General features: G+C 66.3%; 18 protein-coding genes and 1 riboswitch. Of the genes, 3 read left to right on the top strand and 15 right to left on the bottom strand.

The genetic code is table 11. The features are described from left to right. Positions 1 to 306: 306 nt before the first annotated feature. The 12 genes from C8261_RS02565 to bamE all read right to left on the bottom strand — a co-directional run bounded on the left by C8261_RS02565 (position 307) and on the right by bamE (position 12,527). Positions 307 to 807 carry an RES family NAD+ phosphorylase gene (locus tag C8261_RS02565; RefSeq protein ID WP_107492102.1) on the bottom strand — a complete coding sequence of 167 codons (501 nt, stop codon included), beginning with the start codon at positions 805 to 807 and terminating at the stop codon, positions 307 to 309. After that, entirely contained in the window at positions 807 to 1,253 is a 447-nt protein-coding gene (parS, locus tag C8261_RS02560; protein ID WP_235864809.1) for a type II RES/Xre toxin-antitoxin system antitoxin, read from the bottom strand. Before parS ends, C8261_RS02565 begins: the two co-directional genes overlap by 1 nt. A gap of 112 nt (positions 1,254 to 1,365) precedes the next feature. Continuing rightward, positions 1,366 to 2,862, bottom strand: a complete 1,497-nt coding sequence (locus C8261_RS02555; protein WP_107492100.1) for a diguanylate cyclase — start codon at positions 2,860 to 2,862, stop codon at positions 1,366 to 1,368. Positions 2,863 to 3,128: 266 nt separating this feature from the next. After that, positions 3,129 to 3,410: a hypothetical protein gene (locus C8261_RS02550; RefSeq protein ID WP_219905117.1), complete on the bottom strand. Its 282-nt coding sequence runs from the start codon at positions 3,408 to 3,410 to the stop codon at positions 3,129 to 3,131. Positions 3,411 to 3,458: 48 nt separating this feature from the next. Beyond that, a complete protein-coding gene (locus C8261_RS02545; RefSeq protein ID WP_107492098.1) occupies positions 3,459 to 5,702 on the bottom strand; it encodes an ankyrin repeat domain-containing protein in 2,244 nt (747 codons plus the stop codon). A 346-nt stretch (positions 5,703 to 6,048) separates the two neighbouring features. Further along, positions 6,049 to 6,312, bottom strand: coding sequence for a Txe/YoeB family addiction module toxin (locus C8261_RS02540; RefSeq protein WP_107492097.1), 264 nt, complete (start codon positions 6,310 to 6,312; stop codon positions 6,049 to 6,051). Beyond that, positions 6,309 to 6,551, bottom strand: coding sequence for a type II toxin-antitoxin system Phd/YefM family antitoxin (locus C8261_RS02535; RefSeq protein WP_107492096.1), 243 nt, complete (start codon positions 6,549 to 6,551; stop codon positions 6,309 to 6,311). The genes C8261_RS02540 and C8261_RS02535 overlap by 4 nt, the downstream gene beginning before the upstream one ends. Before the next feature lie 131 nt (positions 6,552 to 6,682). After that, complete coding sequence (locus tag C8261_RS02530) at positions 6,683 to 7,096, bottom strand: type II toxin-antitoxin system VapC family toxin (protein WP_107492095.1); 414 nt, start codon at positions 7,094 to 7,096, stop codon at positions 6,683 to 6,685. Between the two features lie 17 nt (positions 7,097 to 7,113). Then, positions 7,114 to 7,365, bottom strand: a complete 252-nt coding sequence (locus C8261_RS02525) for an antitoxin (RefSeq protein WP_107492094.1) — start codon at positions 7,363 to 7,365, stop codon at positions 7,114 to 7,116. A gap of 166 nt (positions 7,366 to 7,531) precedes the next feature. Further along, positions 7,532 to 11,239, bottom strand: a complete 3,708-nt coding sequence (gene metH, locus C8261_RS02520; RefSeq protein ID WP_107492093.1) for a methionine synthase — start codon at positions 11,237 to 11,239, stop codon at positions 7,532 to 7,534. Positions 11,240 to 11,314: 75 nt separating this feature from the next. Further along, positions 11,315 to 11,383: riboswitch (S-adenosyl-L-homocysteine riboswitch) on the bottom strand. A gap of 45 nt (positions 11,384 to 11,428) precedes the next feature. Next, positions 11,429 to 12,028, bottom strand: coding sequence for a hypothetical protein (locus C8261_RS02515; protein WP_107492092.1), 600 nt, complete (start codon positions 12,026 to 12,028; stop codon positions 11,429 to 11,431). Positions 12,029 to 12,032: 4 nt separating this feature from the next. Continuing rightward, on the bottom strand, positions 12,033 to 12,527 hold the full coding sequence (gene bamE / locus C8261_RS02510; protein WP_107492091.1) for an outer membrane protein assembly factor BamE domain-containing protein: 495 nt from the start codon (positions 12,525 to 12,527) through the stop codon (positions 12,033 to 12,035). A gap of 164 nt (positions 12,528 to 12,691) precedes the next feature. On the opposite strand from bamE, the gene C8261_RS02505 reads away from it, so the two are divergent. Genes C8261_RS02505 through C8261_RS02495 form a run of 3 tightly spaced genes read left to right on the top strand, consistent with a single transcriptional unit; the run spans position 12,692 to position 14,633 of the window. Then, positions 12,692 to 13,462 carry an ABC transporter ATP-binding protein gene (locus C8261_RS02505; protein ID WP_235864808.1) on the top strand — a complete coding sequence of 257 codons (771 nt, stop codon included), beginning with the start codon at positions 12,692 to 12,694 and terminating at the stop codon, positions 13,460 to 13,462. Further along, a complete protein-coding gene (locus C8261_RS02500) occupies positions 13,452 to 14,183 on the top strand; it encodes an ABC transporter ATP-binding protein (RefSeq protein ID WP_181358823.1) in 732 nt (243 codons plus the stop codon). Before C8261_RS02505 ends, C8261_RS02500 begins: the two co-directional genes overlap by 11 nt. A 57-nt stretch (positions 14,184 to 14,240) precedes the next feature. After that, on the top strand, positions 14,241 to 14,633 hold the full coding sequence (locus C8261_RS02495) for a rhodanese-like domain-containing protein (protein WP_107492089.1): 393 nt from the start codon (positions 14,241 to 14,243) through the stop codon (positions 14,631 to 14,633). On the opposite strand, the gene C8261_RS02490 is transcribed toward C8261_RS02495, so the two are convergent. The 3 genes from C8261_RS02490 to C8261_RS02480 all read right to left on the bottom strand — a co-directional run bounded on the left by C8261_RS02490 (position 14,634) and on the right by C8261_RS02480 (position 17,691). Next, entirely contained in the window at positions 14,634 to 15,821 is a 1,188-nt protein-coding gene (locus C8261_RS02490; RefSeq protein WP_107492088.1) for a multidrug effflux MFS transporter, read from the bottom strand. Positions 15,822 to 15,863: 42 nt separating this feature from the next. Beyond that, positions 15,864 to 17,363, bottom strand: a complete 1,500-nt coding sequence (locus C8261_RS02485) for a YifB family Mg chelatase-like AAA ATPase (protein WP_107492087.1) — start codon at positions 17,361 to 17,363, stop codon at positions 15,864 to 15,866. A gap of 73 nt (positions 17,364 to 17,436) precedes the next feature. Beyond that, on the bottom strand, positions 17,437 to 17,691 hold the full coding sequence (locus C8261_RS02480) for an accessory factor UbiK family protein (protein ID WP_107492086.1): 255 nt from the start codon (positions 17,689 to 17,691) through the stop codon (positions 17,437 to 17,439). Between the last annotated feature and the right edge of the window lie 67 nt (positions 17,692 to 17,758).

Raw genomic sequence — 17,758 nt, 5'->3', positions numbered from 1 at the left:
GATTGAAAGAAACGGTCTGTTCTGTAAAGAAGGCGGGGAGTCGGCCGAATTGAAGCCAGCACTGCACAGGGGTTCATCCCCTGTAGCAGCGCCAGCCCTTGTACTGTTGCGGGCGATAACGCCCATGGCCGCGAAGAGGTAGCGCACCAAGGGACGGCGCATGACTTGCTCCGAGGCTGGCGTTGAAGCAAGCTTCACATATGCATTCCGGAAGCGTGCCAATCATAACATTGGCATGGCGCGCCACGCGCTCCGTTGCTGCTACACGTCCTGCCCAAGGGCGGCAGGTGGGCGTGCCGACGCCAATCACCACAGCCGTGCATCGGGTGCGTAGGACATGCGCCGGGTGGTCACCCTCTTCATGTCGCGGTGGCGCGGATTGAGCAGGTAGTTCCAGCCCACCGGCACCACCACCGAGGGCACGCGCAGCAGCAAGGTCCCCCCTTCCGCGCACCAGGCATCGCCCAGGGCCTGCGTCGCGCAGCGGCCCACGCTCCAGTCGGTGTTGGGCGCATCCCAGCCGGGCGGCGGATCGATGACGCGGGCCGCGGCCAGCACCGGGGCCGGCAGGTCCACCTCCACCAGCACCTGCGCGGCCGGGGGACGGTGGGGTGCATGCACGCGCCGCTCCAGTTGCGCCAGGGCGACGCTGTCGGCGAGATAGATGAGCGCCGAACCGACGCTGTTCCAGCGTCCCCCCACGGCCGCGGCGCCCGCGCCGGCGCAGGAGAAGTCCTCCGCCGCGCACAGCAGCGCGCCGCTGTCCAGGTCCACCCAGTCCTGCGCCAGCCGCCACAAGCTCGCCATCAGGCGGCCGTGCCCGCCATGATCCGCCGCAGCGCGTTCATCACCGCCTGATGGCCCGGCGTGGTCGCCAGCAGGCTGATCGGCACCGCCCCCTCCAGCACGGGCACCGGCGACGCCAGCCATTGCCGCGCCGCGTCCTCGTCGCCGAACACGCGGATCGCCGCACGCTCGGCCTCGATCAGGCGCGCGATGCGGTCCGAATCGTCCTGCGACAGCGGCTTGCCCTCGCGCACACGGCGGTCGTAGGTGGCCGGCGCCACGCCGAGAAGTTGCGCGAGACTGCGCCCGCTGCGGCTGAAGCGGCTGGCGAAGGCATCGAGGGAAGCGGGTTCGAAGCCCCCCCGCACCATGTGGTCCCGTTCGAGCGCGGAGCCCGCATGCAGGTAGGCGAGCACGCTGGCCCCGCCGCCTTCGGCCACGGAATAGGCGGCTGCAGGTTCTTGCACCGAATGGAGGGCTTTGCGAGAGGGCATGATTCGATCAAACGCGCGTTACTGACGAATCAATTGAAGACGGCGTCCCGACGTCTGTCAAGCATGGGCCAAGTCGAGCGCGCGCTCAAAGCGCTCCGAAGCCAGGCGCTTGGTCACCGGGCAGATTCGCCGGCGGCGCGTCTGCCGCATAGATACGGACGGTATTGCGCCCTGCTGCCTTGGCCTGATACATGGCGATGTCGGCGCATTTCAGAATTTCATCCGCGCCGGCTTCATGGTCCAGGAAGACAAACACCCCGACACTCGCCGAGCAATGGTGCGTGACGATGTTCTCGACCTCACCCTCGCGGGCCGCGTTGAGCTGATAGTCGTCGGCCAGCCGGAGGCGAATCTTTTCGGCAACGGCCGCGGCCTGGGCGATGGACTCTTCGTGATCCTTCACCAGTTCACCCAGCATCACCACGAACTCATCGCCGCCAAAGCGCGCCACGGTGTCCATTTCGCGAACACAGCGCTTCAGGCGATCTGCCACTTCAATCAGCAGCAGGTCCCCGACAAAGTGGCCGTATCTGTCGTTCAAGGGCTTGAAGTTATCCAGATCGACAAACATCAGGGCGCCATGGCGCCCGCTGCGCTTGCTGGCGGCCAGCGCATGCAGCAAGCGGTCGCTGAGCAAGCGGCGGTTGGGAAGGTGGGTCAGCGTGTCATAGAACGCCAGTTGCTGAATCTGCTCCTGCATCTGCTTGCGCCTGGTGATCTCCCGCGTGATGCCGTGGAACCCGGTAATCTTCCCGCTCTCGTCCCGTACCGCCTTGGAGAACACCTCGCCCCAGATCACGCTGCCGTCCTTGCACAGGTGGGGCGCATCAAAGCTGACAAAACCAAGGTCCCTGCCTTCCCGCTCAGCCTCCAGGCGCCTGCGCCAGGCTTCCGACACGATGGCAACGCCCTCCTCGTTGAACAGCTCGAAGACATGATGGCCGACCACCTCTTCCGCCTTGAAGCCGCGAAAGCGCTCGTCCGATGGGCTGATGTAGGTGATGCGCAGTTCGCTGTCGGCCCGCCACAGCACGTCCAGGGCGTCTTCGGTGAGGAGCCGATAGAAAACCTCTCTTTCATTCAGCGCCCGGGTGCGCTCCTCAACCAGCGCTTCCAGTGTCCGGTTACGCTCCTGCAGTTCATGAAGCGGATAGACCTCGCCATCCTGCACCAGGTGATAGGGAATCGAGATGCCGCTGTGGACAATCTTCCAGGCCTCGCCCTCAAGACGAAAGATCAACACCAGCCGCGCCATCTCCCGCGACAGCACATGTTCGGGCACCGGCAGGTGGATGTGGAAGAAAGCGGTCACCGCAACGACATGCTCGCTCAAGTCCTGCAAGGCGATGTCGCGCATGTCGATGCGGAGGCGTCCGGGCACCTCGGCAAAATCCTGCCGGGTGATCTTCACCCACTCGTCGCGATCCTTGACCAGAACGCTGCCGCCGCCCGTATAACCGCTGAAATCTTCGCTGAACAGCGCGGTCAAGCGGTCATCGCGCGCGGCGTAGAGCTCGATGTACTCGTCAAACAGTGCGCGAATCTTGTCATGGCGGTCCGCAGGACGCGTCACGGAGGTCATGGGCAGCTCCAGCGTTTGAATTGAGAGACCCGCGCGGCCGACTGCGCAGCCCCCGCTCGGACGATGGATCGGTCACCCGCAGCCCATCGTCCAACGCCGCCACTATACCGTGCGTGCCTCGCCGCCGGCGCGGGTCAAAGCGCCTGGCTTCCTTGCCACCGCCACGGGCGATGGCTGCACCATTACCCCCTGCAGGGGACACCAGTGGGGCAGACCACGGCCTTGATAATCGTGGTCTGTCCCCTATTGCAGTCTGGTTGCATGAATCAGGCGACAACTATCTTGGCTTGTTCCGACTGCCCTGCGCCCCGCTGCAAACGGCGGATATCGCGCCGAATCTTCAGCAGACACCGATGATCACTGGGCGTCTGAGAGATCGTGATGAAGCCCAAACCTGATGGGGGTACAAGCTTGCCATGGCGTCCGCACCGGAAGGTCCAGCCGGCCTGGACCAGCTCCCGGACAAGCTGATTCACATCCTTGTTGCTGCAGTAGCGCATAACCGATCCTCGACGGCAGTTGGGTTGCCGCTGAGGATCGGATTTCATGGGCTCAGTGTCCCAACACTGGAGCGAAAGCTTCCTTCAGAAATACCATCACACGCCCGATGCGAGGCCCTTCTCACGCTCCATCAGGTAAGAAACGATGGCATGGCGACCATGATCTATGGCTACCCACAGCGCGTCGAAGCGCTCAAGGCTGTTTGGCGGCATCAAGGGCAGGTTGGGATCACCACGATTCTCACCGGGGTGCTCAACCAGCATTCTGAACACCTCCAGATCACCCAGCTGTGCGGCGTACAAGATCGGGGTCCAGACTGACAGATGCTGAGGCTCGACGCGATAACCGCGGTTCGCATCGGCACCAGCTGCCATCAGCGCCTGAATGACTTTGCGGCAGTCTTCAGTTGGGTGCCGGAGGTTTGCAAAAACTTCATCCCGGATCTCGCGGTTACGGCGTGAAGATTCCTGTCGCTGCTTTTGCATATAACGTCGAGCAGCCAAATGAATATCAAGCACCGCTCCGTCCTTGGCATCGTAACTCGTGGCCGGAGTCTTGCCCTCGAAGTAAGCGCTCTGCTCCTCTTCACCAAAACCGTGCAGGCTGAACGAGAGCATGTGCATCGCAAAGCAAAGTGCTGATGGCAGGGTATCGCAGGGCGCTTCAACGTCCGCCCCGAGCTCGATCAAGCGAGAGACTGCTTTGGCATCCGCCATCTCGATGGCAATCTTGAGCGGCGTTTCGCGCAAGGTCGAAGCGCGGCGATTTACGGTCTCGGGCGCGAGATCGAGGCTGAGGAGATACTCCATGATGATCGGATCGTGGCGGTCGCAGGCTCTACGCATCGCATAACTCAGAGGCCCCTCGCCAGACTCGGGGAGGAAGTCGTTTGGATCGCCGCCTGAGGCGACCAACTGCTTAACGTCGTCCAAGGACCCTTCCGAAACGGCGTTCATCAACGGCGTTCTGCGGGTACACCCTTCAACGTACTTGGTCTTCTGGTTGGGGTTCTTGAGCTCTTTGCGGCCAGGTGCGTATGCCTCCTCGCGCACGACCAGTTCAGCCTCCGGAGGGATACGGTGTTTGGCCTTCTGGGGATGGAACTTGAGCTCAAACGCGAAAGCGATGCGACGCATCTCCTGAGCATCTAGGGGAGGCTTAGGCCCCCGATTCACGCCGAGCATGAAAGTCTTGTCCCAGTACGTATTGGCGGCATCCTTCGCGCCAACCCCTACCGCATAGGTCAGCGCCTCCTCAAGCATCGGAATCTGGTTCTTCCCCGCACGCCACCAGGCACCGTTCACAGCGCCTTCATACAATTCGAGGGCCGCCTGCTCATCTCCACACGTAGCCGCTGCTCGCGCAGCGAACCAGTCAAGGACCGGCTGGTAGGCCACCTTGAAGGACATCGGAGCACTTTCAAGCACTCGACCGAACTGATCCAGAACCCCTCTAAGGCGCTCAGCGGAAAGCGGGCGCACATTAAATAGGTTTTGTATCTCATCAATCAGGGGCAACACTTCGAGTGCACGGGGCCACCCCTTGGGGGCCATGCTCGCACTGCCCAACGCAACCATGGACTCTCCGAATACCCACGGCTGCTGCTTGCGCAGCATGAAGTCACGACGGACAGCGTCGCGAAGCTCGAGGGGCAAGGACTGAAAAGCGCGGCTCAGCAGTAGCCACCCGGCCAGCAGATGCACTTCAGGCTCCGGAACATCCTCGCCGGTAGCATGAGGATCGCTAGCGAGGAGAGCTTTTACTTTTCGCGCATAGGGCCATGTCAGTTTGGAGATCGGCTCTCCGTTGAGCCAGCGCTCTAGGGAACGGGTGTCGGCGTCCAGCTCTGTCTCGAGACGCTCAAGGAGAGTGCTCTCTGTGACGGAAAGGCGCTTTGCAGCGAATTCGACCCACACCTTGAACGGGCGCAGTAACCATACGGACAAATCCGGAGCTCCTCGAAGGGCGGTCGTTGACTGGATGAAGAGAGACAGTAACGGAACGCCGAAGAGCTTGTTGAAAAGCGCACGACCATCCGACGGCGGCAGTGGGCTTGTCTCGATTTGCAGTGCCACTCCTTGAAGCATGCCGCGTGTCTGAAGCCATCCACGGCGCATCAACTCAGCCCACTGGTTACCGCAATCCTGCGCAACCTCCTTGCTGCATTTGTCCTCAAGCTCCTCAAAGAGCTCAATAAGCGTGCCGCGGCGCCCTTTGCCACCAGCAAGGTCATCGAGATCCTTATCAAGGCCACGCTCGGTGAGAAGCCCCCGATAACCGCCAGCATTAATCAGCGCGCGGAACATCTCCCCAAGCTGGGGAACAGTCGTAGTGGTCATAAGCACGTCCTCGGGCGAGGCTCTTAACCCCGCCCGCTCCTAAAAAGTTAGCGGTTTCCGGACTTGGCGGCTGCACTTTGGGCACGCGCAGCAAAGCTGCCCTTCGACACCCCACCCCCGTTGGCTTTGGCACCTGCGCTCTGGATGCGCGCAGCAGCGGTGGCAGTCATCGGGTTGGACGGAGTCGAGGCTCCAGATGTTGTAGACTTGGCCATCTTGATTCTCCTTTCAGGTCTGTGCCGGGTCGGCACGGAGTGAATCTTCGAGAACCCCGGCAAACAGGTCACGGCACGCCACCGAAGGAATCTCGGATTTTTGTCTCCGGTGGCTCCGTCGCCGCACATGCCTATTCGTAGTGCGACCACATGCGCAGCACCTTCACTGTGTTCTCTGCTGTGAGCACTTCATAAACCGGGCAGTGCCGGATGTTGATACGCCTGGAGTAAACACCTTTCAGATCGCCGACGAGCTTTTCGTCCGGCGGCGGATTCTGGAAGGGTTTCTCCGTGATGCTGGCAAGCAGTTCCTGCGTATTGGCCCTGAGGCCGGCCGCAGCGAGTTTGGGTGCGTCTTTCTGGGCGTACCTGGCGAAGAAGACGCTCCAGCTCACCAGTCGAGCTCCTTGGCGCACGACTCGACGGGTTCGGCCCGCCCTTCCTGGATGGACTCGCGCATGCCGGGCACCGACAGCAGGTACAGGGTTTCCTGGATGGACTGCCAGTCCTCGGCGGAAAGCAGGACGGCATTGTGGCGCTTTCCGGTGATGAGGATGGGCTGATGCGACTCCGCAGCCTGGTCCATGAGACGGTAGAGATTGGCGCGGGCGTCGCTGGCAGAAAGTGTGGACATGGCGTACCTCTTTGAGCGCAACGTACGTGTCGGGTACGTCATGTCAAGGCAGCCCGATCATTTGCCTGCAAGGCTGCCCGATCAGGCGCGTCAATCTCTCCCGCCTTACAACAATGCTCATCTCGCGACCCTCACGGCAACGGAGTTTCGATTGCCCATTCTTCCACCGCCAATCCCGGCACGCGCAGGAATTCGCGAGCATTGTTGGTAATGAGCACGCTGTCCTCCGCCATGGCGTGGGCTGCGATCATGAGGTCCATTCCACCGATGGGCTTGCCGGCTCGCTCAAGGGCCGCACGGGTCTGCGCGTAATGGTGGGTTGCCTCCAGTGACCACGGGCGGAGGTCAAAACCTGCCAGCCAGGCCTCGACGGCCGCGTGAAAACGGGGCGCTGCAAGCTTGGCGGCGCCAAAGCGCAGCTCGGCGGCGACGATCGCTGACAGCCATACGCTCCCCGGATCCAGACTGGCGAAGCGTTCGATCATGGCCGCAGGGTGGCGACGCAGGATGTAGCTGCAGATGTTTGTGTCGAGGGTACGCAACATGTTGGACGCTCGCTCTATCAGGACCAGTCGCGTTCCTGCGCGGGCGGATCGTGGCGCTCGGCAAGGAAGTCTTCCGGCAGCGCTTCATTGTTCGCGTAGAACTGCTGCAGCCACAGCCCCATATCCCGCTCCGGGGGTGTTTCGGGGTGCAGCCATAGATCGCCGCCGATCCGCTCGATGCGGACCGATTTGGCTTCGAGTCGCAGTTTGGCGGGTAGCCGCAGCGCCTGGCTGCGACCGCTCATGAAGACCCGGGCAATGGTGCTCATGGTCGCCCTCCTTAATGTGATATCACGTCGTAGTATTACACCCCGGAGGCGGCCGTGCAAACCACTCCAGAAAACGCAGGGAGACCGAGGCGCTCCCACCGGGCACAAACGGCACGCCAGCCCTGCGCTGGCTGTTCAGCGCAAACGGCGGCGATGCCCCAGCGCCCTACAACAACGGCGCCAGCCAGCGCTCCGCGGCGGCCACGCTCATGCCGGTACGGCGCGCCCAGTCTTCGAGCTGGTCGCGGCCGATCTTTTGAATCGCGAAGTAGTGGCTTTCCGGATGGGCGAAGTAGAAGCCGCTGACGGCCGCGGCGGGGGTCATGGCCATGGACTCGGTGAGGCCCATGCCGGTGTTGGTGGGTACGTCCAGCAGCTGGAACAGCGCGGCCTTGACGGTGTGGTCCGGGCAGGCGGGGTAGCCGGGGGCGGGGCGGATGCCCTGGTACTGTTCCTTGATGAGCGCGGCGTTGTCCAGCGCTTCGGCGGCGGCGTAGCCCCAGTATTCCTTGCGCACGCGCTCGTGCAGCCATTCGGCGGTGGCTTCGGCGAAGCGGTCGGCGAGGCTCTTCAGCATGATGGCGTGGTAGTCGTCGTGCGCGGCCTCGAACTCGGCGAGCTTGTGCTCGATGCCCAGGCCGGCGGTGACGGCGAAGGCGCCGACCCAGTCGCGCACGCCGGAATCCTTGCTGGCGACGTAGTCGGCCAGGCACCAATGCGGCTTGCCGGCCGGGCGTTCGTGCTGCTGGCGCAGGCCGTACCAGGTCATGATGGGGTGGGCGCGGGATTCGTCGTCGAAGAACTCGATGTCGTCGCCGACGCTGTTGGCCGGGAACAGGCCGAACACCGCCTTGGCCTGCACCCATTCGCCGGCGATCAGGTCTTCCAGCATGTTCTGCGCGTCCTGGAAGACGTTGCGCGCTGTTTCGCCGACGATCTCGTCATCGAGGATCTTGGGGAAGCTGCCCGCGAGGTCCCAGGTCTGGAAGAAGGGGCCCCAGTCGATGTAGTCGCGCAGCTCGTTGAGATCGACGTCCAGCGCGATTACGCCGGTGGTGTTGGGTTCGGGCGGCAGGTAGCCCGGCACCGACAGCGCATCAAAGGCGTTGGCGCGCGCCGCTTCCAGGCTGACCAGTTGCACGCCTTTCTTGTTGGCGTGCTGGGCGCGGATCTTGTCGTAGTCGGCGGCCAGTTGGGCCTTGAAGTCGTCCGCGCCGCCTTCGGAGAGCAGCGCGGTGACCACGCCGACCGCGCGCGAGGCATCCGGCACGTAGACCACCGGCTGCTGGTAGTGCGGGGCGATCTTGATGGCGGTGTGGGCGCGGCTGGTGGTGGCGCCGCCGATCAGCAAGGGCACGTCGAAGCCCTGGCGCTGCATTTCGGCCGCGACATGGCTCATCTCTTCCAGCGAGGGGGTGATCAGGCCCGACAGGCCGATGGCCTGCGCGCCGTGTTCGCGCGCGGCGTTGAGGATCTTGTCGGTGGGCACCATCACGCCGAGGTCGATCACTTCGTAGCCGTTGCAGCCCAGCACCACGCCGACGATGTTCTTGCCGATGTCGTGCACGTCGCCCTTCACCGTGGCGATGACGATGCGGCCCTTGCTGGTGGAGCCGGTGCGCAGCTTTTCGGCTTCGATGTAGGGGATCAGGTGGGCCACGGCCTGCTTCATGACGCGGGCGGACTTCACCACCTGGGGCAGGAACATCTTGCCGGCGCCGAAGAGGTCGCCGACCACGTCCATGCCGGCCATCAGCGGGCCTTCGATGACGGCGAGCGGCGGCTTGCCTGCGGCTTCCAGTTTCGCCCGTACCTCTTCGGTGTCGGCCACGACGAAGTCGGTGATGCCCTTCACCAGCGCGTGCTTGAGGCGTTCTTCCACCGCCTGCTCGCGCCAGGAGAGGTCCGGGCCGCTGTCCTTGGCCTTGCCTTCCTTGACCGTCTGGGCGAACTCGACCAGCGCTTCGCCCGCGCCCGGGTGGCGGTTCAGCACCACGCCCTCGACCTTCTCGCGCAGCACGGGGTCGAGTTCGTCATACACGCCGAGCATGCCGGCGTTGACGATGCCCATGCTCATGCCGGCGCGGATGGCGTGGTAGAGGAAGACGGTGTGGATGGCCTCGCGCACCGCGTCGTTGCCGCGGAAGCTGAAGCTGACGTTGGACACCCCGCCGGAGGTCTTGGCGTGCGGCAGGTGGGTGTGGATCCAGCGCACCGCTTCGATGAAGTCGACGGCGTAGTTGTCGTGCTCTTCGATGCCGGTGGCGATGGCGAAGATGTTGGGGTCGAAGATGATGTCTTCGGGCGGGAAGCCGGCGCCGCCCTCGGCCACCGGGCGGGTGAGCAGTTCGTAGGCGCGCTTGCAGATCTCCGTCTTGCGCGCGTAGGTGTCGGCCTGGCCCTTCTCGTCGAAGGCCATCACGATCACCGCGGCGCCGTAGCGCCGGCACAGGCGCGCCTGGCGCAGGAACTCGGCCTCGCCTTCCTTCATGGAGATGGAGTTCACCACGCCCTTGCCCTGGATGCACTTCAGGCCGGCTTCGATTACGCTCCACTTGGAGGAGTCGAGCATGATGGGCACGCGCGAGATGTCCGGCTCGGAGGCGATGAGCTTGAGAAAGCGCTCCATCGCGGCCATGGAGTCGAGCATGGCCTCGTCCATGTTGATGTCGATGATCTGGGCGCCGTTCTCGACCTGCTGGCGCGCGACCGCCAGGGCGTCGTCGAAGCGGCCTTCCAGGATCATCTTCGCGAAGGCGCGCGAGCCGGTGACGTTGGTACGCTCACCGACGTTCACATAGAGGCTGTCCGCGCCGACGTTGAAGGGCTCCAGGCCGGACAGGCGCAGCTTCTTGTCGACCTGCGGCACGGCGCGCGGGGCGATGCCCTCCACCGCGGCGGCGATGGCGGCGATGTGCGCCGGGGTGGTGCCGCAGCAGCCGCCGAGGATGTTCACCAGGCCGGCGCGCGCCCATTCGACCACCGCTTCTGCGAGCTGCTCGGGCGTTTCGTCGTAGCCGGTGGGTGCCAGCGGATTGGGCAGGCCGGCGTTGGGGTGGGCGGAGACGAAGGTGTCGCAGACGTGCGACAGCTCATCGACATAGGCGCGCAGTTCCTTGGCGCCGAGCGCGCAGTTGAGGCCGAAGGAGATCGGCTGCGCATGCGCCAGCGAGTTCCAGAAGGCTTCCGCGGTCTGCCCGGAGAGCGTGCGCCCGGAGGCGTCGGTGATGGTGCCGGAGATCATCACCGGCAGGCGGCGGCCCAGGTCGTCGAACAGCTTCTCGATGGCGAACACCGCCGCCTTGGCGTTGAGGGTGTCGAAGATGGTCTCGATCAGCAGCAGGTCGGCGCCGCCTTCCATCAGGCCGCGCGCGGCGTCGTAGTAGTCGTCGACCAGGGCGTCGAAGCTGATGTTGCGGTAGCCGGGGTCGTTCACGTCCGGGCTGATCGACAGCGTGCGCGAGGTCGGCCCGACCACGCCGGCGCAGTAGCGCGGCTTGGCGGGGTTCTGCGCGGTGAATTCGTCGCACAGCTCGCGCACCAGGCGGGCGGAGGCAACATTGAGCTCATAGGCCACCTCGGCGAGGCCGTATTCGGCCTGCGAGACGCGGGTGGCGTTGAAGGAACAGGTCTCGATGATGTCCGCACCGGCGTCGAGGTAGGCGCGGTGGATCTCGCCGATCACGTCCGGGCGGGTGAGCACCAGCAGATCGTTGTTGCCCTTGAGGTCCTTCGGGTGATCGAGGAAACGTGTGCCGCGGTAATCGCCTTCCGCCAGCTTGTATTGCTGGATCATGGTGCCCATGGCGCCGTCCAGGATCAGGATGCGGCGGGCGAGGTGCTGGCGGAGTTCGGAACTGCGGTCGGCTTGCATCGGGTGGCCTCTTCGATCGGGTCATTGCCCCGGCACGCGGCGCCACAAAAGCGAACGGCGCGGCAAACCCGGGGTGGTCTGCGAGCGCCGTTGTTCGGTTGCCGAGCCTGGCCCGTGTGGCGGGTCGCAGCGCTCCTCGGCAAGGGCGTGATTTTACTGGCGAAAGTGGCAGGTGTCGAGGCAGGCCTGCTACCACCCCCACCACGGATCCCAGTACGGATAGCGCCAGCCGAAACCCCAGTGCGGATTCACCCCACGACCGATGCCGAAACCGAACATCCAGCGTTCGCGCGGGTACTCGTGGCTGTAGCTGGTGCGCTTGACCTTGCCGTCGACGAAGTGCACGTTGAAGCGCGTGGCGACGAGATCCGGCCATTCCTTGCGTACGTTCCAGTCCCACACCTCTTCCTGCGACAGCGGGAAACGCTGCACGGAGCGATACTGGCCGAGCAGGCGGCGGATCTCGTCCTGGGTCATGCCCGGGCGGGCGCGGGCGAGGTTGTCCGCGGCAAGCGCATCCCACTGGCGCAGCACGACGCCGGTGGCGTCCACTTCCACCATCAGGCAGGAGGTGCCATGGGGCTGGGTAGCGAATTCGAGCACGGTGGTGCCGTCGTCGGCAGGCCAGCGCGCGGTGGGCTCGCCGCGTGCGGCGAGGGCTTCGTCGGCGGTGGTGAAGGGGCGGGGCGGAGCGAAGGCGGCGCAGCCGCCGAGGGCGAGGGCCAGCACGCCGACGGCGACGAGGTGCAGCCAGCGCGCCGGTCCATGCTGCAGGATTGAGGAGTTCATCGCTTCACGGCCTCGGTTGGGTGTAACGGCCGGTAGCCACCACCCGGCCTGCGGTATCGAAGGAAACGGTGAAGAAGGTGGGCTCGACGATGGTGCTGCCACGCTCGATGCGCCACGACCACACCCTTTCCTGCTTGAGGGCAAAGAACTCGTTGCGCGCCGGACGGCCCAGCAGGCGACTGACCGCTTCTTCGTCCATACCGGGTTGGATGCGCGCAAAGCGCGCTTCGTTCAGCACCTGGTCTACCGCGATCAGCACTCCATCGGCAGCGAAGGTGAGCATGTAACACTCCGCCCCTTCGGGCTGGTGCGAGTATTCCCAGGTGGTGGTGCCCTCCTGCGCATCGGGCCATTCGCGCTGCGGCGGCCCCAGGCGCGCGCGCACCTCTTCGGCAGTGGAGCTGCCGGGACGCAGCGCGCGGTAGGGATCGAGCTCCTCGCAGGCGGCGAGGCCGAGGGCCGAGAGGGCGGCGCAGATCAGGGCAAGCAGTCTTTTCATCCGGGCACCGTGCCGGGGCTGGGGTGTGGTCTAGAATCTCACCCGTACCGGCAGCGCGCAAGCCCGCTGCGGTGAGCTTTTGCAACATTTTCCCCCTCCGGATGAGCGCTCCCCGAACCAGCCCACCTTCTCCCAGCCCCTGCGCAGCGACAGCCGCGGCTCGCGTGCCGCTGCTGCAGGCGCGCGAGCTGTGCAAGCGCCATGGCGGCATCGTGGCGCTCGACACCTTCTCGGTGGACATCCATGAAGGAGAGATCTTCGGCCTGATCGGCCCCAATGGCGCTGGCAAATCGACCTTTTTCGACATTCTCACCGGGTTCTGCGCTGCCGACAGCGGCGGCATCGTCTTCGACCGCGTGGTGCTGCCAACACTGCAGGCCCACCGCAGCGCAGCGCGCGGCATTGCGCGCACCTTCCAGAACATCCGCCTGTTCGGCGAACTGAGCGTGCTGGAGAACGTCCTCATCGGCGGCCACCGCCACGACGGCGGCAGCGTCCTCGGCACGCTGCTGGGGCTGGGCGGCGCACGCGAGAACGAGCGCCTGGCCCACGAGCGCGCGCTGGAGTGGCTGCGCTACGTGGGCATCGAGCACTACGCCGAACGCCCGGCCGCCACCCTGCCTTACGGCGACCAGCGCCGTCTGGAGATCGCCCGTGCGCTCGCCGCGCGCCCCGTGCTGCTCGCCCTCGACGAACCCGCCGCGGGCATGAATGCCACCGAATCGGCAGCCCTCGGCAAGCTCCTGCGGCGCATCCGGGCCGACGGCGTCACCGTGCTGCTGGTCGATCACGACGTGCCACTGGTGATGGACTTGTGCGACCGCATCGCCGTACTCGATGCCGGGCGCAAGATTGCCGAAGGTACACCGGCGGCGGTGCAGCGCAATCCGGCGGTGATCGACGCCTACCTTGGCAGCGCTGAAAATGGGCACTGACTTCCGCCCCGTGCTGCTCGACGTCGACGCGGTGCATGTCCATCACGGCGCCATTGCAGCCTTGCGCGGGGTCAGCCTGAACGTGCGCGAAGGCGAGGTGCTGAGCATCATCGGCAGCAACGGCGCGGGCAAATCCACCCTGCTGAAGGCCATCGCCGGCCTTCTGCCGCTCAGCGGCGGAAGCATCCGCTACTGTGGCGAGGCGCTCCACGACCAGCCCCCCCATCTGCGCGTGCGCCGCGGCATCGCCCTGGTGCCCGAGGGGCGCGGCCTGTTCGCCAGCCTCAGCGTCGCCGACAACCTGCGCCTGGGCGCCTACAGCCGCCACAATGCCGCCGCGGTGGCCAGCGACCTGGAGCAGGTGCTGAGCCTGCTGCCGCGCCTGCGCGAGCGCCTGACGCAGAGTGCGGGCACGCTTTCCGGCGGCGAACAGCAGATGCTCGCCATCGGCCGCGCGCTGCTGGCCCGTCCCCGCCTGCTGCTGCTCGACGAACCGTCGATGGGGCTGGCGCCGCGGCTTGTGGACGACATCTTCGCCAGCATCGCCGAGATCGCCCGCAACGGCGTCAGCATCGTGCTGGTGGAGCAGAATGCGCGGCGTGCAATGAGCTTGTCGATGCGCACCTGCGTGCTCGCCAGCGGCGAGGTGGCGATGCAAGGGGACAGCGCGCAGTTGCGCGACGATCCGGCCGTCGCCGCGGCCTATCTGGGCGGCCTGTGATCCGGCGGCCTGCCGGACTTATACTCCGCACTTCCCCGACCCCGATCCTCGCCCGCAATGAAACACATCACGCCGCGCGAAGCGCACCAGTACCTGCAAGCCAACCCCGACGCGCTGCTCATCGACGTGCGCAGCGAGATCGAGTATCTCTTCGTCGGCCATCCGGTGGGGGCGATTCACGTGTCGTGGAATGACGGCCCCGACTGGGAGATCAATCCGCACTTCGTCGGCGAGGTCAAGAAGCTCGCCGGCCACGGCGGCGAACGCCCGCTGCTGCTGATCTGCCGCAGCGGCAACCGCTCGGTCTCCGCCGGCGAGGCGCTGGAAGCGGCCGGTTTCAGCAAGGTCTTCAACATCACCGAAGGCTTCGAGGGCGAACTCGACGACAACCACCACCGCAACTCGGTCAACGGCTGGCGCCATGCCGGCCTGCCCTGGGAGCAGTGCTGATCAGCCTGCCGGCTGCCGCCTCGCCCACAGCACGAAGGCAAGCAGGCCGAGCGCGCAGAAGGCGCTCATGGCCAGCGCCAGGGTCACCGGCAGGGGCCACACCAGCGGCGCAATGAAGGCGGCGGTGAGCGCATTGGTACCGACCTGCAGGAAGCTCTGGCAACTCGCCGCCATGCCACGGCGCTGCGGAAAGAGATCGAGGGCGAGCAGGGTCAGGCTGGGCATCGCCAGCCCCATGCCGAAGGTGTACAACGCGATCGGCAGCACCGAGCCCGGCACCGTGGCCGGCATCAGCCCGGCATGGACGACGTTGAGCAGCGCCGCACCGAGCATCAGGGCAAAGCCGGCGCAGATGGAGCGGCGCGCGCTCCAGTGCCCGGCCACCCGCCCCGACACCCAGGCCCCCATCATCATCCCGGCGACCGCGGGCACGAACAGCCAGCCAAAGTCCAGTTCGCCGAGACCGAGGTGGTCCATGACGAACACCGGCGCGGAGAGCACGTACACGAAGAAGCCGTTGAAGTTCAGCGCAAGCGCCATGCCAAGCAGCAGGAAAGCGCCGGAACCCAGCACGGCGCGGTAGCCGCGTGCGAGGCTGGCGGCATTGAGCGGCTGGCGGGCGGCGGGCGGCAGGGTTTCGGGCAGGTAGCGCCACGACAGCCAGCCCAGCGCGCCACCGAAGGCGGCAAGGAAGAAGAACACCGCACGCCAGCCCGCCACCGCGAGCAGCACGCCACCGACCAGCGGTGCCACCGCCGGTGCCAGCGCGAAGATCAGCATCACCCGCGACATCAGGCGCTGGGCCTGGGCGCCGTCGTAGAGATCGCGCACCATCGCCCGCCCCACCACCATGCCGGCACCGGCGCTCATGCCCTGCAGCGCGCGCCCTGCCCACAGCCACTCGATGCTGGGCGCGAAGGCGCACAGCAGGGAGGCAAAGGCGAACAGCCCCATCGCCAGCACGAGCGGCCCGCGCCGCCCGTAGCGGTCGGAAAGCGCCCCGTGCCAGAGGGTCATGAAGGCGAAGGTGAGCATGTAGGCGGTGAGGGTCTGCTGCACCTGCAGGGGGCTGGCGCCCAGTGCCGCGCCCATGGCCGGAAAGGCCGGCAGGTAGGTGTCGATGGAGAACGGGCCGATGGCGGAGAGGGCTGCCAGCAAGGTGGCCAGCCATCTGGAGTGCTGAGGCATGGGTATCCCGGAAGTTGGCGCCGCCAACGCCGCGGGCTGCCGTCAGCGCGCGTCGAAGGGGCGGCGGTACTGGATGGCTTCGGCAACGTGGGCCGCGGCGATGGCCGGCGCACCGGCCAGGTCGGCGATCGTGCGCGCCACCCGCAAGACGCGATGATACGCCCGTGCCGACAGGCCGAGACGGGAAACGGCGTTGCCTAGCAGCGCCGCGGCGTCGGCCGCGGTGGTGCAATGGTGCTCCACTGCGGCCTCGTCGAGACGGCTGTTGGGCACCCCCTGGCGCGCGTGCTGGCGCGCCCAGGCCGCCGCGACCCGCTCACGCACGCAGGCACTCGATTCACCCGCGGGGCGCGCAGCGAGTACCTCGGGCGGCACCAGTGGCACTTCGACGAGGAGGTCGATGCGGTCGAGCAGCGGCCCCGAAAGACGGCCGCGGTAGCGCGCGACCTGGTCCGGAGTGCACTTGCAGGCGCGCGTGGGATGACCGAGATAGCCACAGGGGCAGGGATTCATTGCCGCCACCAGCTGGAAGCGCGCTGGAAACTCGCTGCGCCGCTGCGCCCGCGCCACCACCACCGAGCCGGTTTCCAGCGGCTCGCGGAGGGATTCGAGCACGCGGCGGTCGAACTCCGGCAGTTCGTCGAGGAACAGCACGCCGTGGTGGGCGAGGGAGATCTCGCCCGGACGCGGCACGCTGCCGCCGCCGATCAGGGCCGCGGCGGAGGCAGAGTGATGGGGCGCACGCAGCGGGCGGCGGGCCCACTGCGCGCAGTCGAAACTGCCGTCGAGGGAATGCACCGCCGCACACTCCAGCGCCTCGGCCTCGCCGAGCGCCGGCAGCAGGCCGGGCAGGCGGCGCGCCAGCATGGACTTGCCGGTACCGGGCGGACCGTACATGAGCAGGGCGTGCTGCCCGGCGGCCGCCACCTCCAGCGCGCGGCGCGCCTGTTGCTGGCCCTTGACGTCGGCAAGGTCGGGGCCGCCCGCGGCGGCGGCGGTGGGCGCCGGGGGCGCTTCGCGGAGCAGGGCCTGGTGGCCGTTGAGATGGGCCGCCACAGCCAGCAGATCACTGGCCGGCAGCACGGTGGCCGTGCGGGCCAGCGCCCCTTCGGCGGCGTTGGCGGCAGGCAGCACCAGCGCGCGCTCGGCGGCGGTCGCCTTCAGCGCCGCCGCAAGGGCGCCGCGCACCGCGCGCAGCTCGCCCGACAGCGACAGTTCGCCGATGAACTCGTGGGCCGCCAGCGCTGTGCCGTCGATCTGCCCGGAGGCGGCGAGGATGCCCACCGCGATGGGCAGATCGAAGCGTCCGCCTTCCTTGGGCAGGTCGGCAGGGGCGAGATTGACGGTGATGCGGCGCTGGGGGAACTCGAACTGCGCGGTGGCGATCGCCGCACGGACGCGCTCGCGCGCCTCACGTACCTCGGTATCGGGCAGGCCGACGAGGTTGAAGGCCGGCAGGCCGTTGGCCAGATGCACCTCGACGGTGACCGCCGGGGCGTGCATGCCATCGAGGGCACGCGCATGGACAAGGGCAAGGGACATCTGCGGACTCCACGCTGGGGAGTCCGCAGTTTATCTCAAATGCATAGCCGCGCCGCCATCCCGGCGGCAGTCTTCAGTCGCCGCCGCTGCGCGCGCCGAGGCGGGCTTCCAGCTCGGCGACGCGCGCTTCGAGCTGGGCGAGGCGCTGGCGGCTGTGGGCAAGCACCTCGCGCTGCACCTCGAACTCCTCGCGGGTGACCAGTTCAAGGCGGGAGAAGGCGCTGCCGAGCATGGCGCGGACGTTCTTCTCGAGGTCACGGGCAGGGCTGGCGGCGGCCAGTTCGGAAAGCCGCGCGCCGATCTCGTCAAGGATGCGTGGGGTGCTCATGGCGGGCTCCGCAAGGCAGTGTGGATGGCGCGCAGTCTAGCACGGCGCTGCGGCGCAGCGCCCCTGC

The organism is Pseudothauera lacus (assembly GCF_003034845.1).
Taxonomy (GTDB): Bacteria; Pseudomonadota; Gammaproteobacteria; order Burkholderiales; family Rhodocyclaceae; genus Pseudothauera; species Pseudothauera lacus.
This window is presented reverse-complemented; position numbering and strand designations above follow the sequence as displayed.